This window comes from Nonomuraea sp. NPDC050733 (assembly GCF_040654215.1).
GTDB lineage: Bacteria > Actinomycetota > Actinomycetes > Streptosporangiales > Streptosporangiaceae > Nonomuraea.
Window position 1 is genome coordinate 175,502 of sequence record NZ_JBFAHO010000012.1, and the last position, 16,781, is coordinate 192,282.

The 16,781-nt window shown below is 70.8% G+C and carries 15 protein-coding genes; 10 read left to right on the top strand and 5 right to left on the bottom strand.

Annotated elements, in window-relative coordinates:
• Nucleotides 1–171: 171 nt before the first annotated feature.
• Nucleotides 172–1,032 carry a RecB family exonuclease gene (locus AB0H64_RS21565; protein ID WP_357627035.1) on the bottom strand — a complete coding sequence of 287 codons (861 nt, stop codon included), beginning with the start codon at nt 1,030–1,032 and terminating at the stop codon, nt 172–174.
• 113 nt (nt 1,033–1,145) lie between these two features.
• Between AB0H64_RS21565 and AB0H64_RS21570 the strand changes: the two genes are divergently transcribed.
• On the top strand, nt 1,146–2,282 hold the full coding sequence (locus AB0H64_RS21570; protein WP_357627038.1) for a site-2 protease family protein: 1,137 nt from the start codon (nt 1,146–1,148) through the stop codon (nt 2,280–2,282).
• Between the two features lie 407 nt (nt 2,283–2,689).
• A complete protein-coding gene (locus AB0H64_RS21575) occupies nt 2,690–4,324 on the top strand; it encodes an FHA domain-containing protein (RefSeq protein WP_357627040.1) in 1,635 nt (544 codons plus the stop codon).
• Between the two features lie 28 nt (nt 4,325–4,352).
• Here AB0H64_RS21575 and AB0H64_RS21580 read toward each other — a convergent pair whose 3' ends face one another.
• Nucleotides 4,353–4,841 (bottom strand): hypothetical protein, encoded by a 489-nt coding sequence (locus tag AB0H64_RS21580; protein WP_357627043.1) that lies wholly within the window; start codon nt 4,839–4,841, stop codon nt 4,353–4,355.
• A 182-nt stretch (nt 4,842–5,023) separates the two neighbouring features.
• A complete protein-coding gene (locus tag AB0H64_RS21585; RefSeq protein WP_357627046.1) occupies nt 5,024–6,115 on the bottom strand; it encodes a GNAT family N-acetyltransferase in 1,092 nt (363 codons plus the stop codon).
• A 55-nt stretch (nt 6,116–6,170) separates the two neighbouring features.
• Between AB0H64_RS21585 and AB0H64_RS21590 the strand changes: the two genes are divergently transcribed.
• The 4 genes from AB0H64_RS21590 to dop all read left to right on the top strand — a co-directional run bounded on the left by AB0H64_RS21590 (nt 6,171) and on the right by dop (nt 11,851).
• Complete coding sequence (locus AB0H64_RS21590; RefSeq protein WP_357627048.1) at nt 6,171–7,031, top strand: tRNA (adenine-N1)-methyltransferase; 861 nt, start codon at nt 6,171–6,173, stop codon at nt 7,029–7,031.
• A 204-nt stretch (nt 7,032–7,235) separates the two neighbouring features.
• Nucleotides 7,236–8,999, top strand: coding sequence for a proteasome ATPase (arc, locus tag AB0H64_RS21595; protein WP_355449290.1), 1,764 nt, complete (start codon nt 7,236–7,238; stop codon nt 8,997–8,999).
• 126 nt (nt 9,000–9,125) lie between these two features.
• On the top strand, nt 9,126–10,250 hold the full coding sequence (locus tag AB0H64_RS21600) for an acyltransferase (protein ID WP_357627051.1): 1,125 nt from the start codon (nt 9,126–9,128) through the stop codon (nt 10,248–10,250).
• A gap of 86 nt (nt 10,251–10,336) precedes the next feature.
• A complete protein-coding gene (dop, locus tag AB0H64_RS21605) occupies nt 10,337–11,851 on the top strand; it encodes a depupylase/deamidase Dop (RefSeq protein WP_357627054.1) in 1,515 nt (504 codons plus the stop codon).
• Between the two features lie 69 nt (nt 11,852–11,920).
• On the opposite strand, the gene AB0H64_RS21610 is transcribed toward dop, so the two are convergent.
• Nucleotides 11,921–12,328 (bottom strand): hypothetical protein, encoded by a 408-nt coding sequence (locus AB0H64_RS21610; protein ID WP_357627056.1) that lies wholly within the window; start codon nt 12,326–12,328, stop codon nt 11,921–11,923.
• Between the two features lie 149 nt (nt 12,329–12,477).
• On the opposite strand from AB0H64_RS21610, the gene AB0H64_RS21615 reads away from it, so the two are divergent.
• A complete protein-coding gene (locus tag AB0H64_RS21615; RefSeq protein ID WP_357627058.1) occupies nt 12,478–12,687 on the top strand; it encodes a ubiquitin-like protein Pup in 210 nt (69 codons plus the stop codon).
• Between the two features lie 32 nt (nt 12,688–12,719).
• Nucleotides 12,720–13,727 (top strand): endonuclease domain-containing protein, encoded by a 1,008-nt coding sequence (locus AB0H64_RS21620; RefSeq protein WP_357627060.1) that lies wholly within the window; start codon nt 12,720–12,722, stop codon nt 13,725–13,727.
• Here the strand turns inward: AB0H64_RS21620 and AB0H64_RS21625 are convergent.
• Nucleotides 13,703–14,812 (bottom strand): DNA polymerase IV, encoded by a 1,110-nt coding sequence (locus tag AB0H64_RS21625; RefSeq protein WP_357627063.1) that lies wholly within the window; start codon nt 14,810–14,812, stop codon nt 13,703–13,705. The genes AB0H64_RS21620 and AB0H64_RS21625 overlap by 25 nt on opposite strands.
• Before the next feature lie 206 nt (nt 14,813–15,018).
• On the opposite strand from AB0H64_RS21625, the gene prcB reads away from it, so the two are divergent.
• Complete coding sequence (gene prcB / locus AB0H64_RS21630; RefSeq protein ID WP_357627065.1) at nt 15,019–15,867, top strand: proteasome subunit beta; 849 nt, start codon at nt 15,019–15,021, stop codon at nt 15,865–15,867.
• Between the two features lie 20 nt (nt 15,868–15,887).
• The gene (prcA, locus tag AB0H64_RS21635) at nt 15,888–16,727 is read left to right on the top strand and encodes a proteasome subunit alpha (RefSeq protein ID WP_357627068.1); all 840 of its coding nucleotides are present in this window, start codon (nt 15,888–15,890) and stop codon (nt 16,725–16,727) included.
• Nucleotides 16,728–16,781: the final 54 nt, after the last annotated feature.

Below are 16,781 nucleotides of genomic sequence, written 5' to 3' on the forward strand. Positions count from 1 at the left end.
ACAGAGGCAAGCCGACGTCGGCGCGTGCGCGTGACGTCGGCTGTGCCGTACAGCATCAAGAAACCGGCGACAGGGGCAAGCCGACGTCGACGCGTGCGCGTGCGCGTGCGCGTGAAGACGCGAACCTAGAACCCGACGACAAGGGCGCGTCGGCGAGAACCGAAGATCACATCACAACTCGTCCGTCGCGGCGCGGCGGTTGCGGCGGACGGTGTCGCCCGGCTCGCGGGCGGGCACCGGCGGCGGGGTCCCGCCGAACTCCGGGCACAGCGCCTGGTGGTCGCACCAGTCGCACAGCCGGCTGCGCCGCGCCCGCCACTCGCCGGACCGCAGCGCCCGCTCGATCGCCGCCCACAGCGCCCGCACCTTGCGCTCGGTGGCCAGCAGGTCGGCCTCGTCGGGCGCGTAACGCAGCACCTCGCCGCCGCCGCCCAGGTAGACAAGCTGGAGCAGCCTCGGCACCTCGCCGCGCAGCCGCCACAGCACCAGCGCGTAGAACTTCATCTGGAACAGCGCCTTGGCCTCGAAGTCGGGCCCCGGCGCACTGCCCGTCTTGTAGTCGACCACCCGCACCTCGCCGCTCGGCGCGACGTCGAGCCGGTCGACGTAGCCGCGCAGCATCAGCCCGCCCTCCAGCACCGCCTCGACGTACAGCTCGCGCTCGGCCGGCTCCAGCCGGGTCGGGTCCTCCAGCGTGAAGTAACGCTCCAGCATGGCCCGCGCCTGCGCCAGCCACGCGGCCTGCTCGGCCTCGTCGGCGAACATCTCCGCGTACTGGGGCTCCTCGTCGAGCAGCCGCAGCCACTGGGGCTCCAGCAGCTCCAGCGCCGCCTGGACCGAGCGGCCGGGGGCGGGCAGGTCGTAGAGGCGCTCCAGCACCGCGTGGACCACCGTGCCGCGCACCGCGGCCTGCGAGGGCCGCTCCGGCAACTGGTCGATCACCCGGAACCGGTAGAGAAGGGGACACGTCATGAAGTCGCCCGCCCGGGACGGGGAGAGAGCTCCGATGATCACCGGATCGGTCAACGTCATGCACCGCACTCTAGGTCAATCCCCCGACAGAACGGGGCCGTGGAAACGGGATCACCCCGTCCGGCGCGTAGCATCGAGGCAGCGGCACGACATGACGGACGGCGAGGAGTTCGGTGAGCGAGCAGAGCCCCCAGCAGGAGTTCTCCGGCTTGAGGATGGGACGGCCGTTCGGCATCCCGGTCTACGTCTCCTGGACGTGGTTCATCATCGCCGCCTTCATCACGTGGATGTACGGCGGGCGCGTGCGCTCCACACTGCCCGAGCTCGACGCCCCCGCCGCCTACGCCGTCGCCTTCGTCTTCGCGGTCCTGCTGTACGTCTCGGTCCTGCTGCACGAGCTGGCCCACAGCGTCCTGGCCAAGGCCTACGGCCTGCCGGTGCGCCGCATCACGCTCTACCTGCTCGGCGGGGTGTCCGAGATCGAGAAGGAGCCGCCCACGCCGGGCAAGGAGTTCATGATCGCCGCGGCGGGGCCCGCGCTGTCGCTGGTGCTCGGCGGCGCCGGCCTGGTCGCCGACCTGTACCTCGTCAACGGCGGCGGCATCCCCCAGGAGCTGGTCTGGCAGCTCTGGGTGTCCAACCTCATCGTCGGCGTCTTCAACCTCCTGCCCGGCCTGCCGCTCGACGGCGGCCGGATGCTGCGCGCCGGGGTGTGGAAGCTCACCCGCCGGCCCGGCACCGGCACCGTCGCCGCCGCCTGGGGCGGCCGCGTCCTGGCCGTGCTGCTCGTCCTCGCGCCGCTGGCCATGGTCACCATGAGCGGCCAGAAGGTCGACCCCACCGGCATGATCTGGCCGCTGGTGCTGGCCTCGTTCATCTGGATGGGCGCCACGCAGTCGCTGCGCATGGCCCGCATCCGCGCCCGCATCCCGCAGGTCGACGCCCGCGCCCTGGCCCGGCGGGCCATCCCCGTCAGCGCCGACACCCCGCTGGCCGAGGCGCTGCGCCAGGCCGGCGAGCGGCGGGCCGGCGCGCTCGTCGTCGTCGACCACGACGGCCGGCCCGTCGCCATCGTCAACGAGACCGCCGTCCAGGCCACCCCCGAGCACCGTCGCCCGTGGGTGAGCGTCTCGTCCCTGGCCAAGTCGCTGGAGCCGTCCATGGTGCTCGCCGCCGACCTGACCGGCGAGCCCCTCATCGACGCCATGCGGGAGACCCCCGCGGCGGAGTACCTCCTGGTGGAGCGGACCGGCGAGATCTACGGCGTCCTCGCCACGGCCGACGTCAACCGCGTCTTCGCCGGCGTCTGACCGTCCCCGCGACCGGCGTCCCCGCCCGAGCGTCTGATTTGTCCCACTCGAATAACGGGCAGCCCCCGGCTAGTGTCGTAACTGGTGATCAGGCCGGATACGTGCCGGCCCGATCCCATCCCGGCGATTCGAGGATGCGACGGCTGGCCGATAGTGTTCCGTTTGGCCGAACTCACAGACCGGAGGGGTTCGCCGCGGCCCGACGATCCGACGATCCGACGATCCGGCGGATCGGCACCGCCCAGCCGCGGCGCCGCCCCGCCACTGGGACGCGTAAGGGCTGGCGGCCGGCACGGCAGTGCGGGTGCCGTAATATCGCCGGCTTCCGGGGAGGAGAGTTGAGTGACCGAGCGCAGCGAGGGCACCGTTGAGCGCGAGCGCAGCACCGTCGGCGTGAAGGAGGGCTCATGACCGACCAGGGCTTCGGCGTGGTGCGTCCGCTTCCCGGGGACGGCCTCGTCGCCTACCTCGGCGGGCTGCTGCTCGCCTGCGACGCGGGCGAGAGCGCGGCCGGCGACCTGCTCGAGGCGTTGCGCTCGACGGCCGCCTCCGGCGGCGACGGCCGGGCCCTCGCCAGGCGCGCGGCCCAGGTCCTCGCCGCCAACATGACGGGCGACCCCGCCACCTGCGCGGTCGCCGGACCGGTCAGCGGCGGCGGCGTCGCCGTGCTGGTCAGCGGCTCGGCCGCGGCCGTCATCACCACCGCGGACGGCGAGACCAGGCTGGCCGGCAGCGACTCGCTGACCTGGGCCGACCGGCTCATCGGCGGCCCGGTCGAGCGGGTCGAGCTGACCCTGCCCGGCGCCGGCACCCCGCACCCCGCGGTCCGCTTCGACGGCGGCGTGGTCCACGGCGGCGGCCTGGCGGGCGACTTCGGCGAGCAGGCCGCGCCCGCCCCGTCCGGGCCGCTCACCAGCGAGCTGCCCAACACGGGCCTGTACATGGAGCCCGACCTCATCCAGCCGCCGGCGCGCGAGCGCGCCCCGGTCAACATGCCGCCCTACCCCATGTCGGGCGACCAGCCGCCGGCGCCCGCGCAGCAGGCGCCCTCCTACCAGCCGGGACCGCCGTCGGGGCCGCAGGCCGCCCCGGCTCCGCACCCGTCCGCGTCCTCGCAGGCGTCCGCGCCGCCGGAGCCCGCCGGCGCCGGGGCTTCCGCTGCCGGTGCCGGCTACCCGCCGTCACCGGCCGAGCAGTCGCCGGCCTCACCGTTCCAGCCGCCGCACGAGCAGCCGCAGTCCGGCTACCCGAGCTACGACGAGCCCGCCCACACCCCCAACGGCGCCGGCGACTCCTACGACCAGCCGGGGCAGCCCGAGCCGTACGAGCAGCAGCCCGGCGCGCACCTGTCGGCGGTGCCCGACTACTTCGAGCCCGCCCAGCCCTCCGGGCCGCCGTCCGACCCCTTCGACCAGCAAAGCCCCTTCGACCAGCAGGGCCCGTCGGATCAGCAGGGCCCGTTCGACCAGCAGGCCCAGGGTCAGCCGGGCCAGGGTCAGCCAGGCCAGGGACAGCCGGGCCAGGGCCAGGCGGGCCAGCACGCGCAGGAGCAGCCCGAGCACGGCGACCGCCCGCTCGTCTACGGCGTCGACTGCAAGAACGACCACTTCAACGACCCGCGCTCCCCGTACTGCGCGGTCTGCGGCATCGCCCTGGTGCAGCGCACCCTCGTCCCGTACAAGGGCCCCCGCCCGTCGCTCGGGGTCCTCGTCCTGGACGACGGCACCCCGCTGCCGCTGGAGACCGACTACCTCCTGGGCCGCGACCCCGAGCGCGCCCCCGAGGTGGCCGGCGGCTCGGCCCGTCCCGCCAAGGTGACCAGCCCCGACGGCTCGGTCTCGCGCCGCCACCTGCGGGTCGCGCTCGACGGCTGGGACGTCAACCTGGTCGACCTCGGCTCGGTCAACGGCACCCAGATCCAGCCGCCGGGCGATCCCAACTTCTACGACATCCCGCCCAACGAGCCGGTCACGATCGCCCCGGGCACGACGGTCCGGGTCGGCGTGTCCCGCACGATGCGCTTCGAGCCCCACCGGGGCTGACGCTCCGCGTGACCGTCCGGCGCCCCCGTCATCGCGAGGGCGCCGGACGGCCCTCGCCGAAGGCGTGCACCCCGCGCAGGAGCCGGGCGGCCGCCTCCAGGCCGCTGGCCGCCTCCAGGGCCCGCCCGCCGGCCGTGGCGAGCCGGCTGAGCAGGTGCTCGTCATGGTCCCCGAAGTCCCGCCCGGCCACCCAGAGATGCAGCTGCTCGCGGGCGGCCAGGGGCACGGGCGTGGCCAGGAACCCCGGCTCGCCCACCGTGGCGTCCCGGGGCAGGCGCACCTGCCGGGCCGAGACGGTCAGGAGCTTGAGCACCCCCGGCTCGGCGAGCCACGGCCGTACCCCCAGCGGATCGCCGGGCGGAGCGTGCATGTGGACGACCCGGGCGGCCTCCCGCAGCGGGTCCACCCGGACGAGACCGGCGTACCCCGTTCCGGAGACGTCGGCCGCGGCGCGGGCCAGCAGATCGGCCAGCGCCGCCGCGTCCGGGCAGGAGAACGAGCGGATGAGTTCGTGCACGACGACATGAGCGCGGTTGCCAGGCATCGAGGTGTTTCCCTCCGCGGAGGGGGGAGAGACCGCGTGCCCTCTTCACGCGCGTCTCCGGTGCGGTGACCCGGAGTATTCACCGCGCCGCGCCCCTTGGCCAGACCCGAACGGGAAAGCCTGATTTTTAGCAAAGTGCGCGGGAGCGTGCCCGGCTAGCGCGGCCGCAGGCGTACCCACTGGACGTCGTCGGCCCGCGTGCCGTCCGCCGCCGGGAACAGCTCCTGGTGGACGCACTCCCGCGTGAACCCCGTCCGCTGGAGAACCGCGTGCGACGCCCTGTTGCGCGCGTTCGTGCCCGCCGTGATCCGGTGCAGCGGTGTGTTCGCGAACGCCCAGTCCACCAGCAGCCGCACCGCCCGCGTCATGAACCCCCTGCCCCGGAACTCCTCCAGCAGCGAGTAGCCCACCATGGCCTGCCCCAGGACCGGCACCACGTGCGCGAGCTGCACGTGCCCGGCGAACGCCCCCGACTCCGCCTCGCGGATCGCGAGCTCCGCCCGCTGGGCCGTCACCCACCAGTAGCCGGTGTTGCGGCAGCGCCGCTCGATCTCCTCCAGCGTGGCCGCCGGGCCCACCGCGTAGGCGGCCACGCTGGGCTGGGCCATCATCCGCTGGAAGTCCTCGGCGTCGCCGAGCTCCATGGGCACGAGACGGACCACGCCGTCGGTCAGCTCACCGCCCTCGAACGGCGGAAGGTACGGCGGCGCCTCCTCGCCCGCGTCGAGGGCGAGCCGCCCGAACACGACGGAGTCCGTCAGCCGCCCGTCGCGCGTCTCCCGGGCGTCGCGGCGGCGGCCCTCCTCGCGGAAGCCGGCCTTCAGCGCCACCCGCAGCGACGCGACGTTCTCGACCGCCGCCTGCAGCTCGACCCGGTGGACGCCCTGGTCGAACAGCCACTCGGTCACCGCCCGCACCGCCTCCGTGGCCACGCCCTTGCCGCGGGCCCAGGGCGCGACCAGGTAGCCGATCTCGACCGCGCCCCACCGGTCGGGCGCCGACACGCGCAACCCCCCGGCGTAGGCGCCGTTCTCCGCGATGGTGAACTCGGCGCCGCCCTCCTCCCACCTGCGCGCGGCCACGGCCAGGTGCTCGCGGGCGTCCCGCTCGGTGTACGGCGACGGCAGCGCGGTCAGGAACCTCGCTGCCACGGGATCGGCGCCCGCGGCGGTCATCGCCTCCACGTCGGCCTCCGCGGGGGCGCGCAGGATGAGGGAACCGGTGGACAGGACGGCACGAGGGAGCATGACCCATACATATCGCGCGTCAGAGGCCGGTCGAAAGCCCTATAACCTTGCCGCCATGGGTTTCCGCAGGCATGGGCCGTTCCAGGTGGGGGATCAGGTGCAGCTCACCGACCCCAAGAACAAGCGCCACACGATCACGCTCAAGCAGGACGGCGTCTTCCACACGCACAAGGGCGCCATCCCGCACAGCGAGCTGATCGGGCAGCCGGAGGGCTCCGTGGTGCGCTCCTCCGGCGGCACCCAGTACCTCGCGTTCCGGCACCTGCTGCAGGATTACACCCTGGCGATGCCGCGTGGCGCCGCCGTGATCTACCCCAAGGACGCCTCGATGATCGTCGGCATGGCCGACGTCTTCCCCGGCGCCCGCGTCATCGAGGCCGGCGTCGGGTCGGGCGCGCTGACCTGCTTCCTGCTGCGGGCCGTCGGCCCCGAGGGCCACGTCACCTCCTACGAGCGGCGCCAGGAGTTCGCCGACGTGGCCCGCGGCAATGTGGAGAAGTTCTTCGGCACCGAGGAGGACGGGCCGCTGGCCAACTGGCGGCTGGTCGTCGGCGACCTCGTGGCCACGATCGACCAGGTCGACGTGGACCGGGTGATCCTCGACATGCTGGCCCCGTGGGAGTGCGTGGACGCCGCCGCCAAGGCGCTGACGCCCGGGGGAGTGATCTGCTGCTACGTCGCCACGACGACGCAGATGTCCAAGACCGTCGAGGTCATTCGCGATCACGGGAGTTTCACGGAGCCCCATGCGTGGGAGACCCTGGTTCGCGACTGGCATGTCGAAGGGCTCGCCGTACGGCCCGATCACCGGATGATCGGGCACACGGGTTTCCTCGTCACCGCCCGCCGCATGGCGGACGGCGTGACACCCCCGCCACGTCGCCGACGACCGAAGGGAACCACCGAGGAACTATGACAATTCGGCCACGGGGATGCTTTGGTGCGTAAGACGGGAACAAGCCGCCGGGTTCCCGCGCTGGCAGGATTAAACGCACGACAGAGGATTATTCACCGAACACTGAATGTCACTCTACGAACACTGCCCGGCCAGGTTACGGAGGGGCCCGAGATAGGTAAGGTCCTAAGTAGTCGCCCTCGACTGGGAAGGAGGTGACGGGGCGTGGCAGCTCGCGATGATGCAGAGGCTCGAGCCGCGCAGCGCGAACGGGAGGTCGCTGATCTTTCAACACAGGTCTCCTTCCTCCAAGAGGAGATCACCGCGCTGAGGCGGAAGCTGGCCGAGTCACCCCGTCAGGCCAGAGTCCTCGAAGAGCGCCTCCACGAGGCACAGGCGAACCTCGCGGCCGTCACCGGCCAGAACGAGCGCCTTGTCGCCACGTTGAAGGAGGCCAGGGACCAGATCGTCGCCCTCAAGGAGGAGGTCGACCGGCTGGCGCAGCCGCCATCCGGTTTCGGCACCTTCCTGGAGGCCAGAGAAGACGGCACGATCGAGGTGTTCACCGGCGGCCGCAAGCTGCGGGTGAACGTCAGCCCGGCCGTCGACGTCGACTCGCTGAAGCGTGGCCAGGAGGTCATGCTCAACGAGGCCCTCAACGTGGTCGAGGCCCTCGGCTACGAAGAGGTCGGCGAGATCGTCATGCTCAAGGAGCTCCTCGACGAGGGCAGGCGCGCCCTGGTCATCTCGCACGCCGACGAGGAGCGCGTCGTCCGCCTCGCCGAGTCGCTGGTGGGCCAGCCCATCAGGGCCGGTGACTCGCTCCTGCTGGAGCCCCGCTCGGGTTACGTCTACGAGCGCATCCCCAAGTCCGAGGTGGAGGAGCTCGTGCTGGAGGAGGTCCCCGACATCTCCTACGAGGAGATCGGCGGACTGTCCCGGCAGATCGAGCAGATCCGCGACGCCATCGAGCTGCCCTACCTGCACGCCGACCTGTTCCGCGAGCACCAGCTGCGCCCGCCCAAGGGCGTGCTGCTCTACGGCCCTCCCGGCTGCGGCAAGACGCTCATCGCCAAGGCGGTCGCCAACTCCCTGGCCAAGCAGGTCGCGGAGAAGACCGGCCAGTCCGGCAAGAGCTTCTTCCTCAACATCAAGGGCCCCGAGCTGCTCAACAAGTACGTCGGCGAGACCGAGCGGCACATCCGCCTGGTCTTCCAGCGGGCCCGGGAGAAGGCCTCCGAGGGCACCCCGGTCATCGTGTTCTTCGACGAGATGGACTCGATCTTCCGCACCCGCGGATCGGGCGTGTCCTCCGACGTGGAGAACACCATCGTCCCTCAGCTGCTGTCGGAGATCGACGGCGTCGAGGGCCTGGAGAACGTCATCGTCATCGGCGCCTCCAACCGCGAGGACATGATCGACCCGGCGATCCTGCGGCCCGGCCGCCTGGACGTCAAGATCAAGATCGAGCGGCCGGACGCCGAGGCGGCCAAGGACATCTTCTCCAAGTACCTCGTGGCCGGCCTGCCGCTCCACCCGGAGGACCTCTCCGAGCACGGCGGCTCCCGCGAGGCGACCATCCACGGCATGATCCAGAGCGTCGTCGAGCGCATGTACACCGAGAGCGAGGAGAACCGCTTCCTCGAGGTGACCTACGCCAACGGCGACAAGGAAGTCCTGTACTTCAAGGACTTCAACTCCGGAGCGATGATCCAGAACATCGTCGACCGGGGCAAGAAGATGGCCATCAAGCAGTTCCTCGAGAGCGGCCAGAAGGGCCTGCGGGTGCAGCACCTGCTCACGGCCTGCGTGGACGAGTTCTCCGAGAACGAGGACCTGCCCAACACCACCAACCCCGACGACTGGGCCCGCATCTCCGGCAAGAAGGGCGAGCGGATCGTCTACATCCGCACGCTCGTCTCCGGCAAGCAGGGCGCCGAGGCCGGCCGTTCCATCGACACCGTCGCCAACACCGGCCAGTACCTGTAGTCACCGTCACCTCGAAGAGGGCCGCGCGGTTCACCCGCGCGGCCCTCTCCGCGTTCCCGCCCGCGCGCCCGGCTGTGAAACCTGTGACACCGGGAACCGAAGTGATCGACGTGACGTCCAAGGGTCGTGCATCTCAGCAACCGGCCGCGCCACGCCCGGGGGGACGGCCGGCTGGCCGAGCTCGACCTGCTGCGCTTCGCCGCCGCCCTGGCCGTGCTCTCCTTCCACTACCTCGTCGCCTACGCCTCCGTGTGGGGCGACCGGCCCGCCGAGCTGTTCCCCGCCGTCGCCCCCTTCGCCGGGCTCGGCATCCTCGGCGTCGAGCTGTTCTTCGTCATCAGCGGCTTCGTCATCCTCATGAGCGCCTGGGGCCGCTCCCTGGGCGCGTTCGCCCGCTCCCGGCTCGTCCGCCTCTACCCGGCGTACTGGCTCAGCCTGGCGGCCGTCGCAGCCCTGTACGGCCTCACCGGCGCCAAGGCGCTGGACCCCGAACTCACCACCGGCGAGTACGCCGTGAACGCCACCATGTTCCAGCGGCTGTTCGGCGTCACCGACGCGGCCGGCGTCTACTGGTCGCTCTGGGCCGAGCTCCGCTTCTACCTGATCATGGCGATCCTCGTCATCATCGGCGTCACGTACGGGCGAGTGCTCGTCCTCGGCGGCGTCTGGCTCGCCGCCGCACTCGGCGCCGAACTGCTCGGCAACGACCTCCTCAACGAGTTCGTCATGCCCCGCTACGCCCCCTACTTCGTCGCCGGCATGGCCCTCTACCTCATCCACAAGCGCGGCAGCGCCTGGTTACCCTGGCTCTACGTCGTCGCCGGATGGGCCATGTCCCTCCACTCCGCCCTCGAACGCGTCCACGGCCGCATCAAGGTCGCCGGATTCAAGAACATGCCGGTGACCGACACCTCCGTGATCATCACCATCACCCTCGTCTTCGCCGTGATGGCGCTCGTCGCCCTCGGCCTCCTGCGGCTCAAGCCGTCCAAGGTCCTCACCGCGCTCGGCGCGACCACCTACCCGCTGTACCTGCTCCACTCCGCCGTCGCGGTCGCCCTCGTCCCGCGGCTCACCGGCAGCCTGCCCCCGTGGCTCACCGCGACCGTGACCGCGCTCGCGGCGATCCTCCTGTCGTATCTCGTCTACACCTTTGCCGAACGCCCGATCCAGCGTCTGCTCAAGCCACGCCGTCCCTCACCGGCCCGACCCGCCCCGGCCGTACAGGTGGAAAAGGCGTCGGTGCCATAACTCTGTGACCCTGGGGCACTGTGAAGGGCATAGGCTCGGGCATATAAACGGCGGATAGGCAGATCCGGACGAACAGAGGGTGCTGCATGACGGTGCGTCGGGTGATGGGCATCGAGACCGAGTACGGCATCTCCGTACCAGGTCAGCCGGGCGCCAACGCGATGGTGACCTCCTCGCAGGTGGTCAACGCCTACCTGGCGGCCTCGGCGGCCCGCGCGCGCAGGGCCCGCTGGGACTTCGAGGAGGAGAACCCCCTCCGCGACGCCCGCGGGTTCGACCTCGCCAGAGAGGTCGCCGACCCCAGCCAGCTCACCGACGAGGACCTCGGACTCGCCAACGTCATCCTGACCAACGGCGCCCGCCTCTACGTCGACCACGCCCACCCCGAGTACTCCACACCCGAGTGCACCAACCCCCGCGCCGCCGTCCTCTGGGACAAGGCAGGCGAGCGCGTCATGTACGACGCGGCGCAGCGCGCCTCCGCCATCCCGTCCAACGCGCCCATCCAGCTCTACAAGAACAACACCGACGCCAAGGGCGCCTCGTACGGCTGCCACGAGAACTACCTCATGCGGCGCTCCACCCCCTTCGCCGACATCGTCCGCCACCTGACCCCGTTCTTCGTCAGCCGCCAGGTGGTCGTCGGGGCCGGCAAGGTCGGCATCGGCCAGGACTCCCGCGGCGAGGGCTTCCAGATCAGCCAGCGCGCCGACTTCTTCGAGGTCGAGGTCGGGCTGGAGACCACGCTCAAGCGGCCCATCATCAACACCCGCGACGAGCCCCACGCCGACCCCGAGAAATACCGGCGGCTGCACGTCATCATCGGCGACGCCAACATGTCCGAGATCTCGACCTACCTGAAGCTCGGCACCACCGCACTCGTCCTCGCCATGATCGAGGACGGCTTCATCACCCGCGACCTGGCCGTCGACAACCCGGTCCAGGCGCTGCGCGCCGTCTCCCACGACCCGACCTGCCGCTACGAGATCTCCATGCGCGACGGCCGCCGGCTCACCGCCGTCCAGCTGCAGATGGAGTACCTCGACCAGGCCCGCAAGTACGTCGAAGAGCGCGGCACCGCCCAGGACGAGATGAACAAGGACATCCTGGACCGCTGGGAGTCCGTCCTCACCCGCCTGGCCGAAGACCCCATGCAACTGTCCCGCGAGCTCGACTGGGTCGCCAAGCTGGAGCTGCTGGAGGGCTACCGCACCCGCGACAACCTGCCCTGGTCCCACTCCAGGCTCCAGCTCGTCGACCTCCAGTACTCCGACATCCGGCCCGACCGCGGCCTCTACAACCGCCTCGTCGCGCGCGGGCGCATCCAGCGCCTCGTCACCGAGGACGAGATCCAGCGCGCCGTGGAGAACCCGCCGACCGACACCCGCGCCTACTTCCGCGGACGCTGCCTGCGCCAGTACAGCGAGTCGGTCGCCGCGGCCTCCTGGGACTCCGTCATCTTCGACATCCCCGGCCGCGAATCCCTGCAGCGCGTCCCCACCTTGGAGCCGCTGCGCGGCACCAAGGCGCACGTGGGCGAGCTGTTCGACCGCTGCCGCACCGCGGCCGACCTCGTCGCCGCCCTCACCGGCGGCGACTGAACCCCGGAACGCGCGTCCGGCGTCCCGAGAACCGTCCGGGACGCCGATCTACTTTGTAAAGGCGCCCGCTCAGATCAGCAGGCCCACACCCAGCGCCAGCGCGCCCACGGCCAGACCCGCGCCCCCCGCGAAGGTGAGCCCGATCAGCCGGCTCGGCTTCGTGTCCGACGGCCGGATCACCGACAGGAAGAACCCCAGGGGCATCAGGATCGGCGCGGCCACGATCAGCACCCGCACGAGCCACTTCAGGCCCTCCGGCAGGCCGGTCTGGTCCACGTAGAGCATGGCCACCAGGCTGAACAGCACCAGCACGCCGGCGTGGGCGTGCCCGGCCCGCCACAGGCCGCGCCGCACCGGGTTGTCGACGTAGCCCGGCACGCCGCGCATGAGGAACTTCAGCAGGGTGACGCCGCCGAAGGCGATCGTCGGCACGGTGATGAGCAGCACACCGGCCATGGTCAGGGACGCGGGGGACACGGGAAACCTCCTGGCAGAGCGTCTTGGGCGTATTGGATAGTACAGCTATCCAGACAAACCGGCAAGATCGCCGGTCCATCGGCGCGAAATGTCGCCCCGTTCGGGGAAGATATGCCTCAAGAGGCAGTCCCCCGAGGTGGAGGTACGACATGGCGAACAGGGACTCCGGAGGTCAGAAGCAGACCGGCCGGCGTGAGAACGAGGTCGAGGAGACCGAGGCGTCGGCGGCGCCCGACGTCCAGGAGCGCCAGGAGAAGCTGACGGACGACGTCGACGCCATCCTGGACGAAATCGACGAAGTTCTCGAAGAGAACGCAGAGGAGTTCGTGCGCAGTTACGTCCAGAAGGGCGGAGAGTAGGGCAAAACGGACAGGCAAAGTGGGACGAAGTCATGGAGAGTGATGAGGGGTTGAAGCGGTGCCCGGACTGTGGGGAGACCAAGACGCTCTCCGAGTTCGGGCGCAACAAGCGCCTGGCCGACGGCCGTGCGCGGTACTGCAAGCCCTGCTTCCAGGTCCGCTCCACCCGGAGCTATCGCAAGCGCAAGGCCGAGGAGGGCAAGGTCGTGCGCGAGCGGGTGGAGTCACCCCCTGGTCACAAGTACTGCCCGAGGTGTGAAGAGATCAAGGCGCATGCCGACTTCGGCCGCAACCGATCCAGCAAGGACGGGCTGACCAGTTACTGCAAGCCATGCCATGCCCGGGTGATGCTCGACAACAAGATCAGAAACCATGGCAGTGAGCGGAACTACCTGCTCAAGCACCGCTACGGCATCACCGAGGACGACTTCGACCGCATGCTGGCGGGGCAGGGCGGTCTGTGCGCCATCTGCCGCGCCGTACCCGGTACGTTCGTCGACCACTGCCACAGCAGCGGGCGCGTGCGGGGCGTGTTGTGCTTCAACTGCAACAACGGGCTCGGGCACTTCGGCGAGAACACCGTGCTGCTGGAGCTGGCCGCCTTCTATCTGGACGGACGGGGGTACCGGCCCGAGTTCGTGGTACCGCCGCAGCGGCGGCCCGGTGGGGAGGTGGCTCGGACGAGGAGCTTCCACCTGTCGCAGCGGTACGGGGTGCGGCACGAGGACGTCGAGCGGATGATCGCCGATCAGTCGGGGCTGTGCGTGGTGTGCTGGGACCGCCCGCCGGAGCATGTGGATCATTGCCACCGTACGGGTGATGTCCGCTTCGCGCTCTGTCTGCCGTGCAACACGGGGATCGGGCAGTTCCGGGACGATGCGGGGGTGGTGCGGCGTGCTCTGGCCTACGTGGAGGCGGCCACGCCCGAGGAGGCCGAGTGCTACGCCGAGGTGGAGCTGTCCCCTGAGGAGTTCGCGCGGCTGGAGCAGGCCGATGAGCAGGCGTGGTCGGAGTTCTACTCCAGGGTGGTGAGGGTGTAGGGGGCCTGTTCGCCGTCGGGCGGGGCGTACTCGACGGCGACGCCGAGCAGGCGGACGGGGCGGGTGAGGTCGAACCGGTCGAGGACGGCGAGGGCGACGCGGGTGAGCTCGGCGGGGTCGGTGGTGGGGCCCGGCAGTTTGGACTGGCGGGTGCGGGTGAGGAACGGGGCGAACCTCACCTTGACGGAGACGCGGACGACGGCGCGGTTCTCGGCGGCCGCGTCCGAGGCGACGTGTCCGGCGAGGGTGGCGACGTGGGCGGCGATGTCCGACGCGTCGGTGAGGTCCTGGGGGAAGGTGGTCTCGCGGCTGTGACCGTGGGGCACCCATGGGGTGGTGACGATCTGCGACTCGCCCTTGCCGAGGGCGAGGTAGCGGTACCAGGGGCCGTTGGTGGGGCCGAAGTGGCGGGCCAGCTCGGCGGGGTCGGCGGCGGCAAGCTGGGCGACGGTGTGCAGGCCCAGGTCCGCGAGCTTCGCGGCGGTCCGGGCCCCGATGCCCCAGAGGGCGTCGGTGGGCCGGTCGTTCATGACCTTCGCCCAGGTGTCGGTGGTGAGCCGGTAGATCCCGGCGGGTTTGGCGAAGGCGGAGGCGAGTTTGGCCTGGTGCTTGTTGTCGCCGATGCCGACCGAGCAGGACAGCTCGGTGGCGGTGAGGACGGCCCGCTGGAGTTCGGCGGCCAGGGCCTCGGGGTCGTCGGTGCGGGCGCCGGCGAACGCCTCGTCCCATCCCCAGACCTCCAGGCGGATGGGGAGGCCGCGCAGGGTGGCCATGACGCGCTCGGAGGCGGCCTCGTAGGCGGGCCGGTCGGCGGGCAGGAAGACGGCGTCCGGGCAGCGTCTGAGCGCGGTGCGCAGCGGCATGCCGGAGTGGATGCCGTACGCGCGGGCCTCGTAGGTGGCGGTGGCGGCGACGGTGCGTGGCTGTGTGGGGTCGCCGGAGCCGCCGACGACGACGGGCCGGCCGCGCAGCTCGGGGTGGCGCAGCAGCTCGACTGCGGCGATGAACTGGTCGAGGTCCACGTGCAGGATCCAGTCTCGTCCGGTTCCGGTGGGTCCCGTCGAGTCGGTGGGCACGGTGGACATGCTGTAAGTATGTCCCGTTCAGGGGGCTGACGCCCGTTTCGGGCGCGGTGGTGGCCGCCGCATCGGGGAGGAGGGGCCGAGGCTCTGGCGAGTGTAAAGAAACGATCTGGTGACCGGTTCGCCGTGAGCTGATCGTGGGAAGTGCAGACAGCAACACAACATGAGTAGGGTCGCTCTAGGAACACTGACCTTTGGGAGGGAGTCGCGTGGCATCGTACAGGGATCTGCCCGCCGGCTTGGTGAACCACCTTTTCCACAACACCGGGAGTTCCTCGTTCACGGAGTTCGTCGCGGGGTACGCGCCGGAGATCCTGCCGCAGCGTGACAAGGTCCTCGCCACCCCGATCGGTGACCAGGTTCCGCACGCGACCACGATCGTCGCCGCGACCTTCGCGGGCGGCGTGGTGATGGCGGGTGACCGGCGGGCGACCTCCGGCAACATCATTTCCCAGCGTGACGTGGAGAAGGTTTTCCGGGCCGACGACTACTCCTGCATGGGCATCGCGGGCACGGCCAGCACCGGCATCGAGATGGCCCGCCTCTACCGCGTGGAGCTGGAGCACTACGAGAAGATGGAGGGCCGCACCCTTTCGGTGGCGGGCAAGGCCAACCGCCTGGCCACGATGATCCGCGGCAACCTCGGCATGGCGATGCAGGGGCTGGTGGTGGTGCCGCTGTTCGCGGCCTACGATCCCGACCGCGACGAGGGGCGGATCTTCAGCTACGACGTGGCGGGCGGCCCGTACGAGCGTGAGCGGTTCGACGCGATCGGGTCGGGCTCGATCTTCGCGCGCGGTTCGCTGAAGAAGCTCTACCGCGACGGGGCCTCGGCCGACGACATGGTGATGACGCTGATCCAGGCGCTGTACGACGCGGCCGACGACGATTCGGCGACCGGCGGGCCGGACGTGACGCGCAAGATCTGGCCGATCGTGTCGGTGATCGACGCCGACGGTTTCCGCCGGCTGACGGATGAGCAGGTGTCGGGCTACGTGGAGCAGATGCTCGCGGCCCGGCTGATCTCTCCTGACGGCCCCATCGCCCCGCTGCGCTAGAAAGGACCATCACGGTGTCCATGCCTTTCGGATATGCGTCCCCTGAGCAGATCATGCGGGACAAGGCGGATTACGCGCGCAAGGGCATCGCGCGGGGCCGCAGCGTCGTCGTGCTGCAGTACGAGGACGGCATCCTGTTCGTGGCGCCCAACCCGTCGCGGGCGCTGCACAAGATCAGCGAGATCTACGACCGCATCGGCTTCGCGGCGGTGGGCCGTTACAACGAGTTCGAGGAGCTGCGGCTCGGCGGCATCCGCTACGCCGACATCAACGGCTACACCTACGACCGCTCCGACGTGACCGGCCGCGGCCTGGCCAACCTCTATGCCTCCAACCTGGGCCGTATCTTCACCGAGTCGATCAAGTCGCTCGAGGTGGAGGTCGTGGTGGCCGAGGTGGGTGACGCCGCCGACGGTGACGCGATCTACCGGCTGACGTTCGACGGCTCGGTGTTCGACGAGCACGGCTTCGCGGCGATGGGCGGGCAGGCGGAGGCGGTGTCGACGCGGCTCAAGGAGCGTTACCGCGAGGGCATGCCGCTGGCCGACGCGCTGGAGGTCGCGGTGGCGGCGCTGACCGAGCCGGGGGGTGAGCGCCCGCCGCTGGCGCAGCTCGAGGTGGCGGTGCTGGACCGCAACCGGGAGCACCGCAAGTTCCTCCGGCTGACGGCCGCCCGTCTGGAGCGGCTGCTGTCGCAGGCGTCCCCGGACGCCACCGGCCCCGCTGAGGGGTCTTCCGCGGAGTCTTCCGCGGAGACCGGCCCTGCCGCCCCGGCCGCCGGTCAGACGCCCCCGCCCGGCGGCACCCCGCCGCCCACTGGCCCGGACGGCGACATCGACGACGGCTCCTCGCCCCTGTAGCGACCCCGGCGACACTTCCACCCGACGCCGACGGCCTCCACGCGCCGTGGAGGC

Excerpts from the sequence above, each read along its gene's own strand:
- AB0H64_RS21565 (WP_357627035.1), bottom strand. The coding sequence starts at position 1,032 with ATGACGTTGACCGATCCGGTGATCATCGGAGCTCTCTCCCCGTCCCGG.
- AB0H64_RS21575 (WP_357627040.1), top strand. The coding sequence starts at position 2,690 with ATGACCGACCAGGGCTTCGGCGTGGTGCGTCCGCTTCCCGGGGACGGC.
- AB0H64_RS21585 (WP_357627046.1), bottom strand. The coding sequence starts at position 6,115 with ATGCTCCCTCGTGCCGTCCTGTCCACCGGTTCCCTCATCCTGCGCGCC.
- AB0H64_RS21590 (WP_357627048.1), top strand. The coding sequence starts at position 6,171 with ATGGGTTTCCGCAGGCATGGGCCGTTCCAGGTGGGGGATCAGGTGCAG.
- dop (WP_357627054.1), top strand. The coding sequence starts at position 10,337 with ATGACGGTGCGTCGGGTGATGGGCATCGAGACCGAGTACGGCATCTCC.
- AB0H64_RS21615 (WP_357627058.1), top strand. The coding sequence starts at position 12,478 with ATGGCGAACAGGGACTCCGGAGGTCAGAAGCAGACCGGCCGGCGTGAG.
- AB0H64_RS21620 (WP_357627060.1), top strand. The coding sequence starts at position 12,720 with ATGGAGAGTGATGAGGGGTTGAAGCGGTGCCCGGACTGTGGGGAGACC.
- AB0H64_RS21625 (WP_357627063.1), bottom strand. The coding sequence starts at position 14,812 with ATGTCCACCGTGCCCACCGACTCGACGGGACCCACCGGAACCGGACGA.
- prcA (WP_357627068.1), top strand. The coding sequence starts at position 15,888 with ATGCCTTTCGGATATGCGTCCCCTGAGCAGATCATGCGGGACAAGGCG.